The organism is Amycolatopsis jejuensis (genome assembly GCF_000717335.1).
Taxonomy (GTDB): Bacteria; Actinomycetota; Actinomycetes; order Mycobacteriales; family Pseudonocardiaceae; genus Amycolatopsis; species Amycolatopsis jejuensis.
The window spans coordinates 99,265-120,098 of record NZ_JNYZ01000029.1; the positions used below are offsets into that span (position 1 = coordinate 99,265).

Annotated in this window: 18 protein-coding genes; 12 read left to right on the forward strand and 6 right to left on the reverse strand. The window is 66.6% G+C overall.

The genetic code is table 11. The features are described from left to right. Positions 1 to 7: 7 nt before the first annotated feature. On the reverse strand, positions 8 to 1,210 hold the full coding sequence (locus tag OO71_RS34260) for an acyl-CoA dehydrogenase family protein (RefSeq protein WP_051792580.1): 1,203 nt from the start codon (positions 1,208 to 1,210) through the stop codon (positions 8 to 10). Between the two features lie 103 nt (positions 1,211 to 1,313). Here OO71_RS34260 and OO71_RS34265 point away from each other — a divergent pair, with 103 nt between their 5' ends. The 12 genes from OO71_RS34265 to OO71_RS47865 all read left to right on the forward strand — a co-directional run bounded on the left by OO71_RS34265 (position 1,314) and on the right by OO71_RS47865 (position 15,442). After that, a complete protein-coding gene (locus OO71_RS34265; RefSeq protein ID WP_033294129.1) occupies positions 1,314 to 1,865 on the forward strand; it encodes a Tim44 domain-containing protein in 552 nt (183 codons plus the stop codon). Between the two features lie 53 nt (positions 1,866 to 1,918). Then, entirely contained in the window at positions 1,919 to 2,740 is an 822-nt protein-coding gene (locus tag OO71_RS34270; protein ID WP_051792581.1) for a PaaX family transcriptional regulator, read from the forward strand. A 232-nt stretch (positions 2,741 to 2,972) separates the two neighbouring features. Then, positions 2,973 to 5,036 carry a hydantoinase/oxoprolinase family protein gene (locus OO71_RS34275; protein ID WP_084145472.1) on the forward strand — a complete coding sequence of 688 codons (2,064 nt, stop codon included), beginning with the start codon at positions 2,973 to 2,975 and terminating at the stop codon, positions 5,034 to 5,036. Beyond that, positions 5,036 to 6,691, forward strand: a complete 1,656-nt coding sequence (locus tag OO71_RS34280; protein WP_033294132.1) for a hydantoinase B/oxoprolinase family protein — start codon at positions 5,036 to 5,038, stop codon at positions 6,689 to 6,691. Before OO71_RS34275 ends, OO71_RS34280 begins: the two co-directional genes overlap by 1 nt. Beyond that, positions 6,684 to 8,531 (forward strand): hydantoinase B/oxoprolinase family protein, encoded by a 1,848-nt coding sequence (locus tag OO71_RS34285; RefSeq protein ID WP_156096693.1) that lies wholly within the window; start codon positions 6,684 to 6,686, stop codon positions 8,529 to 8,531. The genes OO71_RS34280 and OO71_RS34285 overlap by 8 nt, the downstream gene beginning before the upstream one ends. Next, on the forward strand, positions 8,528 to 9,907 hold the full coding sequence (locus tag OO71_RS34290; protein ID WP_051792582.1) for an amidohydrolase family protein: 1,380 nt from the start codon (positions 8,528 to 8,530) through the stop codon (positions 9,905 to 9,907). Before OO71_RS34285 ends, OO71_RS34290 begins: the two co-directional genes overlap by 4 nt. Then, positions 9,907 to 10,617 carry an aspartate/glutamate racemase family protein gene (locus OO71_RS34295; RefSeq protein WP_063740156.1) on the forward strand — a complete coding sequence of 237 codons (711 nt, stop codon included), beginning with the start codon at positions 9,907 to 9,909 and terminating at the stop codon, positions 10,615 to 10,617. Before OO71_RS34290 ends, OO71_RS34295 begins: the two co-directional genes overlap by 1 nt. Continuing rightward, positions 10,614 to 11,696 (forward strand): S-methyl thiohydantoin desulfurase family protein, encoded by a 1,083-nt coding sequence (locus tag OO71_RS34300; RefSeq protein WP_033294134.1) that lies wholly within the window; start codon positions 10,614 to 10,616, stop codon positions 11,694 to 11,696. The genes OO71_RS34295 and OO71_RS34300 overlap by 4 nt, the downstream gene beginning before the upstream one ends. After that, positions 11,696 to 13,261, forward strand: coding sequence for a hydantoinase/oxoprolinase N-terminal domain-containing protein (locus OO71_RS34305; protein WP_051792584.1), 1,566 nt, complete (start codon positions 11,696 to 11,698; stop codon positions 13,259 to 13,261). Before OO71_RS34300 ends, OO71_RS34305 begins: the two co-directional genes overlap by 1 nt. Next, complete coding sequence (locus OO71_RS34310; RefSeq protein WP_211260746.1) at positions 13,248 to 14,474, forward strand: amidohydrolase family protein; 1,227 nt, start codon at positions 13,248 to 13,250, stop codon at positions 14,472 to 14,474. Before OO71_RS34305 ends, OO71_RS34310 begins: the two co-directional genes overlap by 14 nt. Positions 14,475 to 14,717: 243 nt before the next feature. Further along, positions 14,718 to 15,065: a recombinase zinc ribbon domain-containing protein gene (locus OO71_RS53475; protein WP_425388728.1), complete on the forward strand. Its 348-nt coding sequence runs from the start codon at positions 14,718 to 14,720 to the stop codon at positions 15,063 to 15,065. Next, a complete protein-coding gene (locus OO71_RS47865) occupies positions 14,966 to 15,442 on the forward strand; it encodes a hypothetical protein (RefSeq protein WP_162186151.1) in 477 nt (158 codons plus the stop codon). Before OO71_RS53475 ends, OO71_RS47865 begins: the two co-directional genes overlap by 100 nt. Before the next feature lie 397 nt (positions 15,443 to 15,839). Here the strand turns inward: OO71_RS47865 and OO71_RS49505 are convergent, their stop codons facing one another. The 5 genes from OO71_RS49505 to OO71_RS34330 form a co-directional block, all read right to left on the reverse strand. Further along, positions 15,840 to 16,895, reverse strand: a complete 1,056-nt coding sequence (locus tag OO71_RS49505; RefSeq protein ID WP_162186153.1) for a pentapeptide repeat-containing protein — start codon at positions 16,893 to 16,895, stop codon at positions 15,840 to 15,842. A gap of 609 nt (positions 16,896 to 17,504) precedes the next feature. After that, positions 17,505 to 18,434: a hypothetical protein gene (locus OO71_RS50525; protein WP_156096696.1), complete on the reverse strand. Its 930-nt coding sequence runs from the start codon at positions 18,432 to 18,434 to the stop codon at positions 17,505 to 17,507. Continuing rightward, positions 18,427 to 19,233 carry a hypothetical protein gene (locus OO71_RS50530; RefSeq protein ID WP_156096697.1) on the reverse strand — a complete coding sequence of 269 codons (807 nt, stop codon included), beginning with the start codon at positions 19,231 to 19,233 and terminating at the stop codon, positions 18,427 to 18,429. Before OO71_RS50530 ends, OO71_RS50525 begins: the two co-directional genes overlap by 8 nt. Positions 19,234 to 19,769: 536 nt before the next feature. After that, the gene (locus OO71_RS49510; RefSeq protein ID WP_084145476.1) at positions 19,770 to 20,507 is read right to left on the reverse strand and encodes a Scr1 family TA system antitoxin-like transcriptional regulator; all 738 of its coding nucleotides are present in this window, start codon (positions 20,505 to 20,507) and stop codon (positions 19,770 to 19,772) included. A gap of 39 nt (positions 20,508 to 20,546) precedes the next feature. After that, positions 20,547 to 20,819 (reverse strand): hypothetical protein, encoded by a 273-nt coding sequence (locus OO71_RS34330; protein WP_051792587.1) that lies wholly within the window; start codon positions 20,817 to 20,819, stop codon positions 20,547 to 20,549. Between the last annotated feature and the right edge of the window lie 15 nt (positions 20,820 to 20,834).

Below are 20,834 nucleotides of genomic sequence, written 5' to 3' on the forward strand. Positions count from 1 at the left end.
GCCGGGCTCAGAGCACGAGCATCGGGCGTTCGTCCCGGCCCAGCAGGGCTTTGCCGAGGATCTCGTAGCCGATTTGCGACGTCATGGCTGCGTGCCGGGACGCGATCCCGATGTCCCGCCAGATCCGCTGCAGCCGGTTCGATTCGGCGAAGGTGCCTGATCCGTGCGCGTTGACCAAGGTCTCGACGGCGCCGCGCAGCAGATCGGACGCCCAGCCGCATTCGGCCCGGATGAGGGCGCGCCGCTCGTAGGGCAGCTTTTCGCCCCGGGCGGCCGCGGTGTCGATCTCGTCGGCCGCCCGGAAGACGTGCAGATGCGCGGAATCGATCCGCAGCGCCGCATCCCCGAGCTGGATCTGGAAGCCGGCCGATTCTGCCTGCAACCGGGAGGTGTAGGTGATCCGCCGCTTCGGTGCGGCTTCCCGCACCAGTTTCAGCGCGGACCTGGCGAGGCCGAGCTGGGCACTGATGATGACCAGAGTCTGCACCGGGCCGAGGGAAGACTGGTACAGCGTCTCCTCGGTGTGTTCCGTGGCGACCTCGCCCTCGATGCAAGGCAACGCGCGCTGGACGCGGTGGTCGGGGATGAAAGCGTTGTCGAGGACCAGGGTGCTGGAGCCGGTGCCGCGCAACCCGGTCACGTGCCAGGTGTCTTCGACGGTCCCGTCGGAGATGGGCACCAAGCCCACCGCGAGGTCGATCTGCTCGCCCTGGCTGTCCACCATCGGGAAGCCGACGTAGGCCCACTGGGTGTGGTAGATCCCCGACACGTATGCCCATTTGCCGCTGATCCGCCATCCGCCGTCGACCCGGACGACGTCTTTGACCGGCGCCATCGTGCCGCACAACAGCGCGTCCGGGTCGGTTTCCCAGATCTCGCGCTGGGCGCGGTCGCCGAACGTTCCCGCCATGGTGCAGCCGCCGTTGATGTTCTGCGCCACCCAGCCGGTGGCACCGCATGCCTCGGAGAGCGTCGCGGCGACCTCGATCTGGGTCCGGATCGTGGCTTCCTGACCGCCGAAGCGGCGCGGAATTCCCAGCGACAGCAAGCCGGCCTGGCGAAGCGCGGCGATGTTCTCCTCCGGGATGCGCCGGTCGGCCTCGGCCCGTCCGGCGTTGGCGGCGAGCAGCGGCTGGAGCTCGGCTGCGCGGTGGACCAGCTCGGCCGGGCTCACCTGGCGGCTCACCGGAGCGGATTCGATAGTGGGCATGTGCAGCCTCTCTCGTCTGTGGCGTTCTGCTGACGATCGTCAGGTATGAACCCGATCCGCGTCAAGCTTGATACCCCTCTTAACTGATATGTAATCTATTGGCATGACATTCGCTGAGGCAACCGGCGCACTGGCAGCCGGGGTGGCCCGGATCAAGGCCGCTGATCCGGGGTTCGACGTACGCGATTTCGAGCGGTCCGCGGGCTTGACGATGCTTGCCGTGGGCCGGGCATGGCAGGACGGGGACCGGGAAGGGGCAAAGCCGTTGATGACCCCCGGCCTGCATCGGGAGTGGAGTGCCAAGATCCGGCTGCTCGCCGATTCGGGCCAGCGCAGCATCATGTCCGGTTCGCGGATCGACTCCGCCGAGCTGGTCAAGGCCGGTTCGGGGGCCGGGTTCGACGAGCTGACCGTCCGGATCGGCTTCACGTGCGTGCACTACGAGGTCGACGCTCGCACGGAGCGCCTCCTGTCGGGCAGCCGGGACCCGGTGTCGCTGACGGAGTACTGGACGTTCCGGCGCCGGACCGGCGCGGCAACCACCCCGGCCCGCCGGATCCCGGCCGATGCGCCGGGCGACGACGAGCTGCGGGCGGCCGTGAATGCAGGCTGGGCGCTCGCCCGGATGGAGCGCGAGGCCGACTACCGTGGCTGACCCGGCCGGGGCGCCGCAGCACGCTCTCCCGCGTGGCGCCTAGGATCGCGGTCGTGCAGCCACAGGACCTCTGCTTCACCATCTTCGGCACCTACCTGCGCGAACGGGGCCGCCTTGCCTGGGCAGGCGGACTGGTGCTGCTGCTCGGTGAGCTGGGAGTCACGACGGACAGTGCCCGGCAAGCGCTGAACCGGCTCGCGGCGCGGGGCCTCATCGAGCGCACGAAACGCGGCCGCGAGGTGTACTACGGCCAGACGCCGCAGACCCACGAGCTGATGGACGTCGGCGACCGGCGGATCTTCCGCTTCGGCGAGGCGGTCGGCGAGGTCGGCACCTGGACCGTGCTGTGGCATGCGCTGCCCGAGGGCATGCACACCGAACGCTCTGCGCTCGGCCGGTGGCTGCGGCTGATGGGCTTCGGGCTGGTGCAGCATGCCACCTGGATCACGCCGCACGACCGGGCGGAGGAGGTCGTCCAGGTGCTCGAGAACCTTGGTGTCGCCGAGCATGCTTCGGTGCTCGTCGGTCGCCCGTTGCCTGCGCTCAATGTGGACGTGCTGCTGCGGGAAGCCTGGGATCTCGACGACGTGCAGCAGCGATATGAGGCGTTCGTCGAGGAATTCGCGCCTTACCGGGCGAAGGCCGCGCAGCGCAGTCTCGACGACCGCTCGGCGTTCGCCGTGTGCACGCGGGTCAGGCATGAGTTCCGCGGGTTTCCTTACCTCGATCCCGAGCTGCCGGACCGGTTCCTGCCCCGCCCCGCCGCTCGTTCCGCGGCGATCGCCACGTTCCACGAGGTGTACGAGGGCCTGCTGGCTCCGGCCACCCGGTATTTCCACGCGGTAGCGGGCGAAAGCCGCACGTCCGCCGGCTGAATCAGGTCCATCGCACGGGTCTTGCCGACGGCCCGCCCTGCCGTGCTGACCGCCGAACAGTTGACACATCAGTTGAGAGATAAGTAGTCTATTTGCATGTCCTCGCGACCCTCCGGCGTCCGCCCGGACGGGTTCCCGGTGGACGCCGGACCGGGGTGGCACCCCCTGAGTCGTCGCGGCCTTGCCCGAGATTTCCCGCGCAGCCAGCACAATGCTTCGAAAGGGTCGATGTATGAGCTACACGATTGCCGTTGACGTAGGCGGGACCTTCACGGACGTCGTCGCGACCGACGGGGCGGACGGGGTGTTCACCGGAAAGGTCTCCTCCCGCCCGCACGACGAGGCCACCGCGGTGCTCGAAGCCGTCGGAGCCGTGGCCGCGCACTACGGCAGGGAAAGCACCGAAGTACTGGCGGACACGGAGTTCTTCATCCTCGGCACCACGGTCGTCACCAACGCGATGCTGGAGTACCGCGGGGTGCCCACCGGGCTGATCACCACCAAAGGGTTCCGGGACATCCTCGAACTGCGCCGCGGCTACAAGGAAAGCCTCTTCGACCTGCAGCTGCCCGCCCCGCATCCGATCGTCCGGCGGCGCTTCATCAAGGGCGTCACGGAACGGATCGACGACACCGGTGCGGTCGTTTTCCCGCTGGACGAGGACGAGGTACGGGCCGCGGTACGGGAGCTGAAAGCCGCCGGGATCTCGTCGATCGCGGTGTGCCTGCTGTTCTCCTTCGTCAACGACGCGCACGAACGGCGGATCGCGGAAATCGTCCGCGAGGAGCATCCGGAGTGCTTTGTGACGCTGTCCTGCGACGTGCTCCCGCAGATCCGGGAGTTCGAACGGGTCAGCACCACGGTCGTCAACGCCTACACGAGCCCCTTGCTCGGTACGTATCTCGAACGCCTCGACGAAGGCTTGCGCTCGGCCGGTTTCGCCGGGGAACTCGTTGTCGTGCAATCGAACGGCGGCGTGATGGACGTCGGCTACTCGGCCGGGCACGGCGTGGACGCGGTGCTGTCCGGGCCCGCCGGGGGAGTGGTCGCGGCGGTCGCGCTCGGCGAGCGTTCGGGCTACCGCAATCTCATCACCGCGGACATGGGCGGCACGAGTTACGACGTCTGCCTGATCCACGACGGCAAACCGGAAGTGGGCGTCGACAACTGGATCAGCCGGTATCGCGTGGCCGTGCCGCTCGTGGACATCCACACCATCGGCTCGGGCGGCGGCTCGATCGCGTGGGTCGACGACGCGGGCGCGTTGCGGGTCGGCCCGGAAAGTGCCGGAGCGGCACCGGGTCCGGCGTGTTACGGCCGCGGTGGCACCCGGCCCACGGTCACCGATGCCAACCTGCTGCTGGGATTCATGGACCCGGAACGGTTCCTGGGCGGCACGATGGCGCTCGACCGCGCGGCCGCCGAAGCTGCCTTCGCGGAACACGTCGCGAAACCGCTGGGAATCTCGGTCACCGAAGCGGCGGTCGGTGTTTTCCGGATCGCCAACAGCGATCTGGCCAACGCCTTGCGTTATGTCTCGGTGAAACGCGGCCGCGATCCGCGCAACTATGCGCTGATGGCCTTCGGCGGCGCGGGTGCGGTGCACGCCGGGGTGCAGGCGGTCGATCTGGGCATCAAAACCGTGCTGGTGCCGCGGAATGCGTCGGTGCTCAGTGCGTTCGGCGGAATGGTCGCCGATTTCAAGGTTTCCCGGGTCCGGTCCTATGTGCGCAGCGTGGAGGCAGCCGATCCGGAGGAGCTGTCGGACGTGTTCTCGCGGGTGCAGGCCGACGCCGAAACCATGCTGCCGCCTGCCGAGACCGTACGGCTGGAGCGGTTCGCCGACATGCGGTACGAAGGCCAGGTGCACGAGGTGATCGTGCCGCTGCACACCCGCACCCGGCGGATTTCCGCGGTGGCGCTTTCCCGTGCGGTGCAGGACTTCCACGATCTGCACGAACAGCTGTACGCGCACAAGCGGCCCGATGAGCCGGTGCAGATCGTTTCGATCCGGCTGGAGCTCACCGGAATGCGCGGGATGGACTCGGTGGTCGTCCCGCGGAAGCTGGGCGACGAGGACGCCGCCGGGGCGCGGGAAGGCAGCCGCCCGGTGTATTTCGAACCGCTCGGCGGGTTCGTGGACACGCCCGTCTACGACGGCGCCGCGGTGGTGCCCGGCAACGTGGTGACCGGTCCGGCGGTGATCCACGAGCCGGGTACGACGATCGTGGTCGGGCCCGGTCAGGAAGCGATGCTCGACCAGTACGAGACCTACGTGATCGAGGTCGTGGGCTGATGGGCGTCCCTTCGATCGAGCTGGAGATCCTGCGCACCACCTTGGCCGCGTGCCCGGAGGAACTGGGCGCGGTGCTGGCGAACACCGCCCCGACCGCGCAGATCAGCCAGGATCGCGAGTACGCGGTCGCGATCGCCGACCCGGCAGGCGCGGTCGTGGCCACCGACAATCCGCTGCAGCTCGCCTCGATGGCCCGGACGATTTCCCGGGTCGCCGGATACTTCGAGTTCGACGTCGGCGACGGCGACGTCGTCCTCACCAACGATCCGTACGCGGGCGGCACGCAGCTGACCGACATCACGCTCGTGACGCCGCTGATGGCCGACGACCGGCTCGTCGCGTTCGTCGCGGTGCGGGTGCGGGTGGGCGACGTCGGCGGGCAGGTCGGCGGGAACCTGAACCCGGACGCGACGGAGCTGCTGGCCGAGGGACACCCGTATCCGCCGGTCAAAATCCGGCGCGGCGGCAAACCGGTGCGCGACATGCGTTACGCGTTCCTGCTGAACGGCCGCCGGATGACGGAAACCCGGCGGACCCTGGACGCCGCGACGGCCACGCTGGAGCTCGGGCTGCGCCGCCTGCGCGAGCTGATCGGCCGCCACGGCGCCGAAACCGTCCGTGCCGCTCTCGGCTACGCGCTCGACTACAGCGAACAGCTGACGAGCAAAGCGATCCAGGGCTGGACCCGCGGCACCTACGAGGGCACCCGAGTGCTGGACCTCGGCGAGCCGGTCACCGTCCGGCTCACCGCGACGGTCGCCGACGGCCACGTCGTCCTGGACTTCAGCGGTTCCGGCGACCAGCTTCCGTTGTTCGTCAACAGCTCCGCCGGAACCACCGCATCCCGGGCCGTCGGCGCGGTGTTCGCGCTGCTGACCGGCGAGATCCCGGCCACCAGCGGAGTCTTGCGGGCGGTACGGGTGCTGACCCGCCCGGGCAGCGTCGTCCATCCGATCGCACCGGCACCGGTCGGCTGGGGCGGCGCGCATTGCGGGAACGAGGTCACCGAGGTCGTCGCGGCGACGCTGCGCCAGGCCGGTGCGGGTCCGGCTCCGGCGCTCACGGTGCCGCAGCCGCTGGTGCTGAGCCGCCCGGCGGCGGACCGGAGTGACCAGCTGGACCTGGGGCGGTGGGGAATCGGGGGCGCGGGCGCCGTTGCCGGGCGCGACGGGTGGGGGCCGCCACAGCTCGCCACCCGCGGGCAGCTGCATTCCGTCGAGCATTGGGAAAGCGAGCACGACATGCGGATCGAGCGAATGGAGTTCGTGGTGGACAGTGCCGGGGCCGGGCGGTGGCGCGGGGCGTCCGCGGTCGAGGCCGCGCTGCAGCTCGCACCTGATCGGCGGTACACGCTGTGGACCGGGACGATCGGTGATTCCGTTGCGGGACAACAGGGTGGCGGTGCGGGCGAGCCAGGAGCGATCGCGTTTCACACCATCGAAGGCTGGCAGCCGGCGCCGCTGACCGCGACCGAGACGGCGATCGACGCCGACCGGGTGCTGCTCCGGCTGGCCGGGGGCGGTGGCTTCGGCGATCCGGCCGAACGCGACCGCGAGGCGGTGATCGACGACCTGGCCGACGGGCTGATCTCGGAGCAGGCCGCGCACGAGGTCTACGGCCTCACCGCGGCGGACCTGGGTGGCCGCGATGACTGACCCGATCACGGCGGAGATCATCCGCAGCTACCTCGACACGACGGCCGAGCACCTGTACGAAACGATCTGCCGCACGTCACCGAACCCGCTGGTGAACGAGGCCAAGGACTGCGGCGGCGGGATCTACGGCTACGACGGCACTTCCGCGCGGATGGTCGCGCGCTCCGGCATCATCGCGCACTCGTTCGCGCTGTCCACGTCCTGCCAGGCCGCGCTCGACTTCTTCCGCGGTGACCTGCATCCGGGCGACGTGATCCTGGTGGGCGACCCCTACCACGGCGGCAGCCACTGCGGCTGCTGGTCGGTCGTCGTGCCGATCTTCGTCGACGGACGGCCGCGGCTGCTCGCGGCGGCCCGGCTGCACGTGCTGGACCAGGGCTCGCCCACGCCGAACGTCAACTTCGCCTGCCGCGACGTGTGGGGCGAGGGACTGCGCCTGGCGCCGCTGAAGCTGTACGAGAAGGGCGAGCGCCGGCGCGAGGTGTGGGACTGGATCACCGCGAACAACCGGGTCCCGTTCGTCGTCGAGGGGGACGTCGAGGCGATGATCGGCGCCTGCCGGGTCGGTGAGCGGATGGTCCGCGAGCTCGTCGGGCGGTACGGACTCGGCACGGTCGAGGGCTCACTGGAGTGGATTCTCGGCCATTCGGCGCGGAAGTTCCGCAAGCAGATCGCCGAGTGGCCGGACGGGCTCTACCGGTCTGCTTTCCGGGTGGACAGCGACCACGCCGGCAACGACGACCGGCAGATCAAGGTCGCGATCTCCGTCGACGGCGACCGGATGACCGTCGATTTCGACGGCAGCGACGCGCAGACCGACGGACTGATCAACAGTGCGAAACCGAACACGATCGCCTACGTCGGGGTCGTGCTTTCGGCGCTCTGCCCGGACATCCCGGTGAACGCGGGGTTCTTCGAGCCGCTGACGATCCGGCTGCCGGAGGGCACGATCGTCAATCCGTCGCCCCCGGCGGCGACCGTGACCGGCACCGTCGTCGCCGGTTGCCAGATCGGCCAGGCGCTGATGAAGGCGTGCGAGCAGTTCGCCCCGGAGCGCGCGGCCAACGTGTCGGTGGACATCACCGGCCCGATCGTCTACGGCACCGACGCGCGCGAGCACCGCTTCCAGACGCATTCGGCACGGAACCCGCGGTTTTTCATGTTCATCGACATGTCCATGGTGTCCATGTCGAACAGTGCGGCGTTCGGGCACGACGGCTGGGGCATGTGGGCGACGCCGTTCAGCGTGGCGCGCCCGATCAACGTCGAGATCACCGAAGTCCAGCAACCGACGCTGTACCTGCAGTCCGAATTCGGCACGGACACACCGGCGCCGGGCCGCTGGCGGGGGACACCCGCGCTGACGATGCGCCGCATCGACCGTGGTGCCGAGGACATGAAGGCGGCGTTTTTCGTGCAGTCGGTGGTGCATCCGCTCAGCGGCTGGGTCGGCGGCTACGAGGGCGCCGGGAACTACCTCGTCATCAACGAGGGCGAGCCGGACGAGCTGATCTGCGCGGAGCATCCGATCTCACACGTCAGCTACGACCCGGCGAAGCCGATTTTCTCGCAATGCGGCGGTGGCGGTGGCTGGGGAGACCCGCTCGACCGCGACCCCGCCGCGGTCCGCGACGACGTGCTGGACGAGTACGTGTCGGTGGAAGGCGCCCGGTACGACTACGGGGTGGTACTCGACGCGGCGACGTACGAGATCGATCAGGTGGCGACCGAACAGCTGCGCGCCACCCGGAGAGCAGGGCCACGCAAGCGGCGCGGCCTCGGCCGGGAACGGACCATCGAACGCACCGGCATCGCCCATCGCCTCGAGGCGGCGTCGTGACCGCGCCGGTGGACCTGCTGGTACGGGCCGGTGCGGTGGCGACGATGAACCCGGAGCGGGAGATCCTGCGGGACGGCGCGGTCGCGGTGGCGCGCGGGCGGATCGTGGCGGTCGGGAAGGCGCGTGAGCTGTCGGCCGAGTTCGTGCCCGCCCGGGTGATCGACCGGCCGGACGGGCTGCTCACCCCAGGCCTGATCGACGGGCACAATCACCCGCACGACTACCTGCTGCGCGGGGTCCTCGACGACGTCGGCGACGTGCGGGAACGGGCGGTGAAATACGTCGGCCCGTTCGACTACGGCATCACGCCGGAGGAAGCGTACGTTTCCGCCCGCGCGAATTTCGCGGAGATGCTCCTGAACGGCACGACGTGTTTCTGCGACGCGGCGAGCCCGGACACTGACGCGATCGCCCAAGCTGCCGTCGACATCGGAATCCGCGGGATCGTCGCCCGGCAGAGCAGTGACGTCGCCGGTCCGTTCCAGGCGAAAACGTTCGGTGCCGACGAGATCGTCGACCGAGCAGTGTCCACAGTGGAACGCTGGAACGGGGCGGCGGACGGGCGGATCCGGGCGCGGCTCGCGCTGGATTTCCCGTTGAGTGTCACCGACGACCTGTGCACCGCGGTGGTCGGACAGGCCGAGGCGCTCGGCGTCGGGATCGTCGGCCATTTCCACGGCTTGCCCGGCGACCCCCGTGCCGACGGCCGCAATCCGCAGGTGCAACGGTACGAATCGCTCGGGGTGCTGTCCCGGCAGCCGGTGTTCGCGCACATCGGCTGGCTGCCGGAGGAGGACGTCGCCGTGTTCGCCCGCAACGGGGTCGGGGCCGTGCATTGCCCCACCCCGGCCATGTTCGGCGGGGTGGGCACGATCGCCCACGGATGCATCCCGGAGCTCGTCGACGCCGGGGTAGCGGTGGGGCTGGGTGCCGACGCGGCGTGCATCAGCCGGTTCCTCGACCTCGTCCGCGTGATGTACCTGGCGGCGTGCGCCCACCGCGACGCCCGGGAGGACCCGCTGGTGATCGGGGCACACAAGGCGTTCGAAATGGCGACGATCGACGGTGCGCGGGCGTTGTCGTGGCAGGACGAGATCGGTTCGCTGGAACCGGGTAAGCGGGCGGACCTGGTCTTGTTCGACACGACCGGGCCGGAATGGCAGCCGAACGGCCTGGCGAGCCCCATCGCGAACCTCGTCTACAGCGCAAGCGGGCGGTCGGTGCACACCGTGGTGGTGGACGGCCGGGTCGTCGTCGATGCGGGAAACCTCACCACGGCCGATCCCGCGGCACTGGTCGCCGAAACCAACCGGACCACCGACGAGGTGTTCGCCCGCCTCGGGTTCGCCGTCCGTCCAAAGTGGCCGGTGCGGTGATGCGCATCCGGATCATCTACCCGGTGGTCGAAGGGGCACTCGGGCCCGATGCGGTACCGGCGCTGCCGTCCTTTATGGACGCTGTGGACGCCGAGCCCGCATGGCTGACCGGCGGCCCGTCGTCGATCGAGACCCGCGGCGACGAAGCACGCGTCCTGCCTGCGGTGCTCGACGCCGTCGAGAAGGCCACTGTGGAAGGGGTCGACGGCATCGTCCTGAACTGCTTCATGGATCCGGCGCTCGGGGCAGCGCGGGAGTCGACGCAGCTGCCGGTCGCCGCGCCCGCCCAGTCGGCGATGACCCTCGCGACCACGCTCGGCGACCGGTTCTCCGTGATCCTGCCTGCCGCGAGCGGGGCACCGATCGTCACCGAGCTCGCGCACGCGTACGTGGGGCGGGAGCGGCTGGCGTCGGTGCGTGGGGTGGAGATGCCGGTGGCGGAACTACGCGAGCACGACCGGCTCGTGACTGCCCTGTGCGAACAAGCGGAACGGGCCATTGCCGAGGACGGAGCACAGGTCCTGATCCTCGGCTGCACGGGGATGTGCGGGGTGACCACAGCGTTCCGCGCGGCGCTGGCCCACCACGACGTCCCGGTGATCGACCCGACGGTGGCCGCCGTTTCCGCGGTGGTGTCGCAGCTGATGCTCGGGGTCCATCACAGCGGGCGGGCGTATGCGCTGCCCGCGTGGCGCAGGGAGGCGCGATGAACACGTGGCGGATCGACGAGGACGCGCTGGAGTCGATCGTGATCGGGGCCGGGATTCTCGGCACCGGCGGCGGGGGCAATCCGTATGTCGGCAAACTGACCGCTCGCAAGCTGTTGCGGGCAGGTCGTCCGGTGGAGGTCGTGGCGCTCGACGACGTCCCGGACGACTGGAACCTGTGCGTGGCCGGTGGGATGGGCGCGCCGACGGTGTCGGTCGAAAAGCTGCCGCGCGGCACCGAGACGACCGACGCCGTCCTCGCACTCGAAACCCATACCGGACAACGGATCGATGCGATCCTGCCCGCGGAAATCGGCGGGGGCAACTCGATCGAGCCGATGGTGGTCGCGGCGAACCTCGGGGTGCCGGTGGTGGACGCCGACGGCATGGGCCGGGCGTTTCCGGTCATGCCGATGATCACGTACCTCATCTACGGTATTTCGCCGTTTCCGTGTGCGCTCGCGGACGAGAAGGGCAACCGGGTCGTCTTTTCGCACGGCGTCGACAGCCATTGGCTGGAACGGCTGGCGCGCACCAGCACCGTGCAGATGGGCGGATTCGCGGGGTGCGCGGTGGCGTGGATGTCCGGCGCGGACGCGAAGCGGACGGCAATCGACGGCACGCTTTCCTGGGCGCGCCGCCTGGGTGACCGCGTCCGGCGTGCTCGCGTGGCGCGGGAAGACGTGCTCGACGGGATCGTCGAGGTCGCGGGCGGACGTCCGCTGTTTCACGGCAAGGTGGTCGACGTCGAACGGGACAGCGCCGGCGGATTCGCGCGGGGCCAGGTCGTGCTCGACGGGTTCGGCGGCGACACCGGTGCACAGATGACGATTTCGTTCCGGAACGAGTTCCTGGTGGCCTGGCGCGACGGTGAGATCGTGGCGACCGTGCCGGACCTGATCTGCATGGTCAACCGCGAGGACGGCGAGCCGATCACCGTCGAACGGCTTCGGTACGGCTTTCGCGTTGCGGTGCTGGGTGTTCCGTGTTCGGACCTGCTGCGCACGCCGGAGGCACTGGCGGTCGTCGGCCCGCCGGCGTTCGGGTACGACCTGCCCTTCGAACCGCTGGAGGCACGCTGATGAGGATCGGCATCGATGTGGGCGGCACGAACACCGACGCCGTGCTGATGGACGGCACGGCCGTGCTCGCGAAGACCAAGACGGCCACCACCGCGGATACGATGTCCGGCATCGTCACGGCGGTCGAGGCCGTGCTGGCGTCGTCCGGCGCGGACCGGGCGGCGCTGGGCGCGGTGATGATCGGCACCACGCATTTCACGAACGCGGTGGTCGAACGGCGGCGGCTCGCCCCGACCGCGGTGCTGCGGCTCGGGTTGCCTGCGGCGCAAGCGGTCGACCCGTTCGACGACTGGCCGGACGACCTGCGCACTGCGGTCGGCGGGCAGTGGCGGCTCGCGCACGGCGGGTCCGAGTTCGACGGGCGGGAGCTGTCGGCGCTCGACCCGGCGGAGATCGCGAAGCTGGTGCGGGAACTGACCGGCGCGGGCGTGGAGTCCCTGGCCGTCACCGCGGTGTTCTCCCCGATTGCCCCGGCCGCCGAGCAGCGGGTCGCCGAGCTCATCGCCGCGCAGGCCCCGCAGCTCACGGTGAGTCTGTCGCACGAGATCGGCCGGCTCGGGTTGCTGGAACGGGAGAACGCGACCGCGGTCAATGCCGCGCTACGGCCGCTCGCCGCGGCGACCGTGTCGTCGTTCCGGCGCAGCCTGGCCGAGCTGGGGATCGACGCGCCGCTGTATCTGACGCAGAACGACGGCACGCTGATGACAGCGGAGGCGGCCGAGCGCTACCCGGTGCTCACGTTCGCGTCCGGGCCGACGAACAGCATGCGCGGCGCGGCTTTCCTGTCCGGGCTGTCCGACGCGCTGGTGCTCGACATCGGCGGGACCACGTCCGACATCGGCGCGCTCGTGCACGGGTTCCCGCGCGAGTCGGCGGTGTCCGCGACCTTCGGCGACGTCCGCACGAACTTCCGGATGCCCGACCTGCTTTCCTTCGGCCTCGGCGGCGGAACCGTCGTGCGCGGAGACCGGCCGGACCTCGGGCCGGACAGCGTCGGCTACGCGATCACCGAACGCGCGCTGGTGTTCGGCGGGGACACCCTCACCGCGACCGATCTCGCCGTCGCCGGTGGCGGGGCCAGGGTGGGAGATGCGGCGCTGGTGTCCGATGTGGACAGTGCGCTGGTCCGCCGCGGGGTACAGGCGATGCAGGCCATGATCGAGGACGGGCTCGACCGGATGAAGCTCAGCAGGCACCCGGAACCGGTGATCGTGGTCGGTGGCGGGAGCGTGCTCGCCGGTACCGGGTTCGCCGGTGCCTCGCGGGTCGTGCGGCCCGAGCACTACGAGGTGGCGAACGCGGTCGGGGCCGCGATCGCCCAGGTCGGCGGCGAGGTGGACCGGATCGAGCCGATGACCGAGGGCCGCTCGCAGATCCTGGCCCGCGCCCGCGCGGCGGCGGTCGAGCGGGCGGTGCAGGCCGGTGCGCTGCCGGACACCGTGCGCCTGGTCGAAATCGAGGAGGTCCCGGTGCCGTATCTGGAGGAACGGATGGTCCGGGTGCGGGCGAAGGCAGTGGGCGATCTGGCCGCGGCATTCGGCGGGGTTCCCGATGCAGCGCGTTGAGGCGGAGATCCTGATCCCGGGCCGCGGCGAACCGGTGTCCGACGGCGTCGTGGTGTTCGACGGGGCTTCGATCAGCTACGCCGGGGCCGCGTCGGACGCACCGGAAACACCGGGCGCCGACGTCACTCGCGCGCGGGTGGTGATGCCGGGGCTGTGGGATTGCCACACCCACGTCACCGGCCTGCCCGGCGCGAGCAGTGCGGATTTCGCGTTCACGAACCTCGCGGCGCGGGGCGCGCGAGCGGTACCCGACCTGCGGGCGGCCCTCGACGCGGGAGTCACCTCGGTACGGGAACTCGGGGGATTGGGGGTGGCACTGGCGAATGCGGTCGACGATGGCCCGGCGATCTATGCGGCGGGCGCGTTGCTGGGCGCGACCGGCGGACATGCTGATCTGCACGACGTGCCCTCGGCCTGGAATCACGAGCTGGCTCTTTCCGTCGGCGAGCGGCGCCAGTGCGACGGCCCGGCCGACTGTGCGCGAGCGGCTCGGGAACAGTTGCGCCGCAACGCCAAGGTACTCAAGGTGTGCGCGTCGGGCGGCGTCTTCTCGGAGGTCGACCACCCGCTGCACCAGCAGCTGACCGGCGCGGAACTGGCAGCGATCGTCGAGGTCGCCGGGATGGCCGGCCGTGCCGTGGCAGCCCATTGCCACGGCAAACCGGGCATCATGGCCGCGCTCGAGGCAGGCGTGCACACCATCGAACACGGCACTTTCCTGGACGAGGAATCGTGCGCCGCAATGCTCGAAACCGGGGCCATCCTGGTCCCCACCTGCACGGCCTTCGCATCATTCGGCGAAGCGTGGGTCCCGGATTTCGCACGGCGCAAGGGCGCGGAGATCGCCGCCCGGCACGCGGAAGCCGTTGCCATGGCACACGCCCGCGGCGTCCCGATCGCAGCGGGGACGGACATCGCCATGTCCGCCACGGCAAGCACGAGGCTGCGCTGGGGCGCCCACGGCGGCGAGCTGGGCCTGCTGGTCGAGTCGGGACTGTCCACTGTGGAGGCAATCGAGGCGGCCACCGCCACTGCACCGCGGACACTGGGCCCGCAGGCGCCGCGCAGTGGTTGCCTCGCCGCCGGTTACGACGCGGACGTGATCACTGTGGCCGCGGACCCGCTTGCCGACATCGCAGTCCTTGCCGACCCGGCGCAGGTGATCGACGTCTGGCGCGGGGGAGTCCGCCGGAAGGGACCGGAAGGGAGCTGACTTCAGGTGTGCTTCCCGGACCCTGTCTTCGGGGCGGGGTCGACGGGCTCGTACAACAGTTGCGGATGCATCACACACAAATTGAGATCGATGTAGCCGCTCACGCTGTCGAAGTCGTCGGCAGGTTTGTCGTTCGGTTCCGGCACGGTGGTCCGGTCGCGACGGCAGTCTCATCCGGAGATCGTGTCGGTGGAGGCCTTTGCGCAGGCGCAGTTGCTGCGGCGCTCGCGTGGCGCGGGCGGGATGCGCGGCATTGCGAAGCTGGAGCGGGACCGTCCGGCGGTGAAGAACGTCTACCTGCTGAAAGGGCTGATTCGCTGCGAGATCTGCGGGAGGAAGATGCAGGGTGCGCCGATTCGGAAGACGGTCTACTACCGGTGCATGGCTCGCACATTGGCGCCCGGATCACCTGCGCTGGAGAGTCATCCGAAGACGGTCAACCTGCGTGAGGACGTCGTGACGCCTGCGCTGAACGGCTGGCTGTGTCAGGTGTGTTCGATCCCGCGAATCGGGATGAGACCGTCGCCGCGCTGGTGGCTTCGCAGGGCGGCGCGCACGCGACCGGCCGGGATGCGGTGGAGACGCGGCTAGCCGACGCGGAGTCGCGGTTGCGTCGGCATCAGGCCGCGGTCGAGGCGGGAGTGGACCCGGCTGCCGTGGTCGAGGCGATCAACGCCGTGCAGGCGGAGCGGGCTGCAGCTCGCGCCGAGCTGCAGCATCTGCCGAAGGCGGCGGTCATCGAGGCGGCGGAGGCCTACGCACGGCTGGATTCGATGGACGACGTTGCCCGGGCGTTGAACTCGCGGACACCGGAGCGCATCACGCAGGTCTACCGCGACCTCGGGGTGCAGCTTCACTACGACAACAAAAAAGAGGCGGTCTTGGTGACCGGCTCTCCCCGTGTGTCTAACGTGTGTGTCCGAGGGGCGAGTTGCACACTAACCACACAGTTGAAGCTGCATAGCTGAGACGTCGACGGCACCATGCTCCGCCGCCGCGGTATGGACGTTCGGCCTGCCAGTCGGCCGGATCGTGACGAGATCAAACGTTACTCGAAGTTGGTAGCCAGCAACCAGTGGACCCAGCCCCTGCGCCCACTCGGCTGGCTTGATCCGCGGCGTCGTAACAAGCCGTGCTACTCGCTGAACTCCGCGTGAGCGGCGATAGCTTTCTGTACGATCAGATGCAGCTCGCTAGCCGCCTTTTGAAGTTCCCAATTCTTTGGCCAGTAAAGCTGCACCTCCCCGCCGTGTTCGTGGTAACGGGAGTCTTCGACATTAGGTCTACTTTGTCCGAAATGGACGGAAGAATTGAAATGACATCGCATGAATCTTCCATTCTTGGAATTGCCCACATTCCTGAATGTCACACTGTCATTGAAGCGAGTGAATCGGAATACTGTGGTCTCACCCAGGGTGGCGTGATCGAAAATTGCGCTACCATCGAAGTGGGACTTGGAAAAAAGGCACGAGTAGAAAAATTCACGCCGGAGAAATTCGCACCATGCCCGAAGGTGGAGTTTTCGACCCATGCAATTCTATCGAAGGTGGAATTAGTGAAATTGACACGACCGAGAAAACGAACACCGGCAAACCAGGATCGCGCTCTAAATGTCGCGCCAACAAATATGGCCTTCCGGTGGAACTTGGATTTTGTAAACCATGCCTTTTGTTCGAATTTTGCCCCGATGAAGGATGCGCGGTAGAAATGTGCTCTGTGAAAATTTGCATCACCTCGGAATTTGGCCCCGTTAAAGGACACACTTTTCTCAAATCTTACACCTTCGAATTTCGCGTCGCCGAGGAATTCGACATCAGTGAAGTCGCCACGGTATATGGAGCGGTTGCGAAAGTTGAAATGTGAAAGAACTGCGCCTCGCAAGTCAACGGTAAGTCCGGGCCAGAAGTTTTCATCCTGCGGAAATAGGTGTGCCGTTAATATACGTTGAGCGGCCATGTGAACTTCGAAATCGTCTTCGATTGGAGCAGTTGGCGTTCGGAGATACGCGCATATTACTGCGGTGACGATTTGCCGCTGGCTCGGAATTTCCTGACCGAGGCGCTCTAGTGCATAAAGTCCTCCAAGCTTGATAAGCGGATTCTTACTCCCAAATTGTTCTAGAGCCTTGCCGTACAGGTCTGTCGCATGTCGATCGCGGGCGTCGTCCCTGCTGTCTGTGGCCACTTTCTCCTTGTGCAGTAAATCAAGTTCAGTTGATTTTTGCCGTCGATAATTCAGCCACAGCGCGGCACATCCGCCGCCGCCAACAAGCAGATTTAAGCCAAATTGAATTAGATCTATTTTTGAATTTATACCAGTTTCAGGATTCGTCGAGAAACGAATTAAGAGGAACACGGCCGTCGTAAGCAAAGTGACAAAAAATACTAGCGTGAATATCCGTAATGAAATGCGCGTTTTCAAACTACTTGATCCTCCCCATGCGGGCCGAACTCGCGAGCCGGTTGCGGAAATCATAGCTTGATGTAGACAAGATGCGCTGGAACTATCGGCCCTTGTCGGACCTCAGGGGTGCGGACTGCGCGTCAAACGCGCACGAAGTGCTTGGAAACCGCTCGAAGCTTTGAAGGCGCGCTTGCGGCGGTGGCTAGGTGCGGCGTTCACATGGACCTGCGCGAGGAGCGCTCGACGCCAAGTGAGGCTCGTACCTGTCCCCGGGTTGGTCCGCGTCGGGGACGGCGAACTGGGACAAATCTCGCCGCCGGGTGGAGGGGTCTGTCAAGCGAGCGGTTGCAACTCGGGTTGAAAGGGAACTATTTGCCGTCCGGCGGCCAGGCGACCGCCGAAGGCGATCTCGAACGTTCAGCGCGGGTTTCCAGCCCTCTAGGGATCCATTCGCTCGGCGACGGTCTGCGGGACACTGGCCGACGCGACGACTGCTGGCATGAACCACCCCAGGTACTGCGTGGCCTGGAGATACACTTTGGTCTGCGCCGACGTGTACTTTTGCGCCGCAAGAAGCCCTGCGAAGGATGACATTGCTTCGTGCATCTCCGCGTTGCACCGAAGTCATTAGGTTCGTGGCGAGCTTCGCTTCCACCAAGTCGGAAGTGGTGGACGTTCGGTAGCGGGGGAAATCTCTGAATAGTCGTTCTTCAGCAATGTGTTTATTGGCGGTACGTTCCATGTTACTTTATCGTCGGCAATCCAACGATCATGCCAGTCGCGATTGAATTTTCCGTCCACCCGCCATTCTGCGACTACACCCTTGTTTGCCATCTCGGCGCGAAAGCGTGCGAAGTCCTTCATCGACTTCGGCGACACGACGTTCTCCGCGTCGCCCGAGATTATGCGGATCTCGGTTACGAAACCGGTATCCAACTCTTCCGCGATTTCTTCCAAAGCGCGAGCACCAAAGTGCGGGTCGGCCCACCAGACGATGCCCTTGAGTGCGCGAAGGACCCGCCGCAATCGAACTACGTTCAAATAGGGTGTCTTAGGTGAGACCATTGCCGCGATTGCTTGGACTTCGCCTGCCAATGCTGCGTCTGGTGCTGGCGCAAGGCTGCGAACAGTCTTGAGTTTTGTCGAATAAACAAGGACGCCCACGGCATTAAGCCACCGCAGTGTTGGTCTAATGTCGTCGACACTGACTTCGGCTCCAACGGCTCGGTGTTGGCGTAGCAGATCAAGGACGCCAGCTTCGGGAACTGCGCCAAGGCCATGCAACTCCTGCTCGATGACTTGTATCGGAGTCAACTGCCGTAGGGCACGTCCGAGCGCTTGCTGTGCTTCGTCGGTCTTCCGCAGAACCCAGGCGAGCTTAAACAGCGCCCGTCCGGCCTCGGTCAACTCTCCGCCATATACAAGGCCGCATCGATTCAGTAGGAACTCCGGGCCAGGATCAACCTTTCCGGAGGAGGCTGCTGCACGTATCCCATCAAGCAGGGCTGGTGCAGGAATAGCGAAGATGACGGCGTCATCGACGCTGTCGTCATCCACGAGCACCGAAGCCAAGAGTCGAGAGAATTTTTATTACATCCTCCGTGCGAAAGTTGGACAAGTCAAGCGTTAAGGAAAGAGACATGTTCGGCACGAAGGAAAGATGGCCATTCAACTCCTGTTTTATTTCGCCTTCAGCTTCCTCGTCGAACGCGCGGTCAATTTCCGCCGCCTGCGTCTCGTCGTCCGGATCAGATTCAGCAACATCGCCTGCTGTGCCAACGGAATTTACGGTTTCTTTTGCAGAAGTCGCGACGCCTTCCTTGCGGACGAAATTGTCGTCGTCAAGCATTAGAGCATGCTTGAGGGAGTCCGTAAAAGCCGTCGCTGCACGCCTAGCAAAATCGTCGGTTTTGCCATACTCGAACTGAAGTTTCGTGGCAATTACAGTCGCGTCTGGAAGTTTCGTTCCGTTGAAAGCTTCGACTAATTCACGATACGCCTTCAGGTTCATAAAAGCGGTCTGGCGCGCTTTGGATTGTCCTGCGGGATTGGAAGCGTCGAGCAGTTGTTGCCCTAGCTCCGATAATCCAATCATCTTACCTTCAAAGCGAAGAAGCTTGAAGCCGCGCAACATAGCCATACGGGTATCCCAGGTGCTCCCCGATGCCTTCGTCTTCTCGCCGAACTGACGAGCGAATGCCTCGGGTGAGGCTGTGCCGAGGCGGGCCACCGCCCAGAGCTTGGCTGCCGCGCCCTCGGCGGCGGGAAGGCCCGTAGCAGGTAGTCCCTGCTTGACGCCCCTGTTTGCTGGCGCTGTACCGGTCGTTGCGTTCATGGATGCGCTGGATTCAGCCACGGCAATCATCTCCTTCTCGTAGAACTGTAGAGTGCTCGAATATTGATCGTGAACGGTGGGGTCAGTTTGTCGCCGGTCCTGCAGAGATGTGCTGCCGCAGAGTGTCTGGCAAGCTCGCTGCTCAAGAGATGTTCGGGAAGTAAAAGCGGAGTGTTTGCCAAGTGTCGAGATCGGAAGCAAATGACTAACCGATGACGCCAGCTAGTGCGGAAGGCGGCTAAAGGCTTCGGTTGCGTATGCTGGCGATTGATGCCGACGCAGCGGATAGTGTGCGGTGGATCTTCGTCCGATACACATCGAAGGGGTCGGACCGCACGATCACGAAAATGTGGCTGCTTTTCGGGGTGTCGGCTGGACCAGAATCGGAGGTTCAACGATATCGATCTACGTTGGGATAGCGACTGGTTCAGGTTCGTCGAGCTGATCGCAAATGCCCAAGTCACGAAGCAGCGCGACTGCGATCGACTTGTTCGTGTCAGCCTGCCGGTGACCATCCGGATCGGTGGTCTGACTGCGGCGGACTGTGGTGCGGCGAGCTATAGCCTAAACTCATCTGCGGGCGGTCCAGTCTCGTCCGCGATGTGGCGTAGCTGCTCGACGTCTGCCACGTATGGCGACACGGTGCAGTGTCGCTCCACGGTGAAGATCCCGAAGCTCGGCTGACCACAGTAGACGACTGCACGTCCGTCAGGCATCGAATACAGGTCGAACCCGGCTAGGAGGCCGTAATGCCACGCAAGGCCTGCATGGACTATTCGGATTCTTAGCGATCGGGATGTCGTGTGGACCTGGAGCAGTGGCATCAGCTGGTACCCCAGCGAATCGGCCTGCGCCTCGGCGGCGCGAATGGCTCGGTCAGAGAGGAAAGCTTCAACCGGGGTTGCATGTGGTTCAGGCTGCTGGTCGACGATCTGGAGCAGTTCCGGAATCGCGATCGGATCCCAAGTCACCACACTTCGAGCGGCTCGTTTGTGGGCGTTGAGAGCGATAACGCGGCCTGGTGACGAGGGTGCGCCGTGAACGACCCATGACTCTTCTGCGGTGCCGCGAGCGAGGTGAAGGATGTCGCGCTTCGTCTCGCCGGTTGTGCCGATCGCGCCAAGGATGCCTGCAACGTCGGCGACGCCTGGCGAACGGCGCGCTTGCTCCCAGTTGGAGAGCATGGCGGGTGTAACGCCGATCCGGCGCGCGAGTTCGCGGAGTCCGAAGTTTGCTTCGACGCGTGCGTTGCGCAGGCTAGCGCCGAGGATGCGCGTGCGAGGAGTCGGCGGCATGGCGGTTCTGATACGTTCGTGCTGGTCGTGGGTGAAACGTCACTTGTGGCGCAGCTGCGGCAACGCGGGGTGGTTCGGCGGGATCGGGATGCCGCGGGCGCAGCGGTACCGGTAGTCGCAGTCGGCGCACGAGACCAGGACGCAGTTGGGGTCGCGGCTGTCTCGCGACTTGAAACCGGCCGGGGCGGTGAGGCCGCAGAGCATGGTCACGTCGTCGCCGGGGTCCGGGACCGAGTCGAGGAGAGCGCGGTGCCACACGCCATCCACGACCGGGTGCACGTGGTCGAGGTCGATGAAGATCAGCGCTTCCATGAGGGTCTCCGTGCC

Excerpts from the sequence above, each read along its gene's own strand:
- OO71_RS34260 (WP_051792580.1), bottom strand. The coding sequence starts at position 1,210 with ATGCCCACTATCGAATCCGCTCCGGTGAGCCGCCAGGTGAGCCCGGCC.
- OO71_RS34265 (WP_033294129.1), top strand. The coding sequence starts at position 1,314 with ATGACATTCGCTGAGGCAACCGGCGCACTGGCAGCCGGGGTGGCCCGG.
- OO71_RS34275 (WP_084145472.1), top strand. The coding sequence starts at position 2,973 with ATGAGCTACACGATTGCCGTTGACGTAGGCGGGACCTTCACGGACGTC.
- OO71_RS34280 (WP_033294132.1), top strand. The coding sequence starts at position 5,036 with ATGGGCGTCCCTTCGATCGAGCTGGAGATCCTGCGCACCACCTTGGCC.
- OO71_RS34285 (WP_156096693.1), top strand. The coding sequence starts at position 6,684 with ATGACTGACCCGATCACGGCGGAGATCATCCGCAGCTACCTCGACACG.
- OO71_RS34295 (WP_063740156.1), top strand. The coding sequence starts at position 9,907 with ATGCGCATCCGGATCATCTACCCGGTGGTCGAAGGGGCACTCGGGCCC.
- OO71_RS34300 (WP_033294134.1), top strand. The coding sequence starts at position 10,614 with ATGAACACGTGGCGGATCGACGAGGACGCGCTGGAGTCGATCGTGATC.
- OO71_RS34305 (WP_051792584.1), top strand. The coding sequence starts at position 11,696 with ATGAGGATCGGCATCGATGTGGGCGGCACGAACACCGACGCCGTGCTG.
- OO71_RS34310 (WP_211260746.1), top strand. The coding sequence starts at position 13,248 with ATGCAGCGCGTTGAGGCGGAGATCCTGATCCCGGGCCGCGGCGAACCG.
- OO71_RS53475 (WP_425388728.1), top strand. The coding sequence starts at position 14,718 with ATGCGCGGCATTGCGAAGCTGGAGCGGGACCGTCCGGCGGTGAAGAAC.
- OO71_RS49510 (WP_084145476.1), bottom strand. The coding sequence starts at position 20,507 with ATGCCGCCGACTCCTCGCACGCGCATCCTCGGCGCTAGCCTGCGCAAC.
- OO71_RS34330 (WP_051792587.1), bottom strand. The coding sequence starts at position 20,819 with ATGGAAGCGCTGATCTTCATCGACCTCGACCACGTGCACCCGGTCGTG.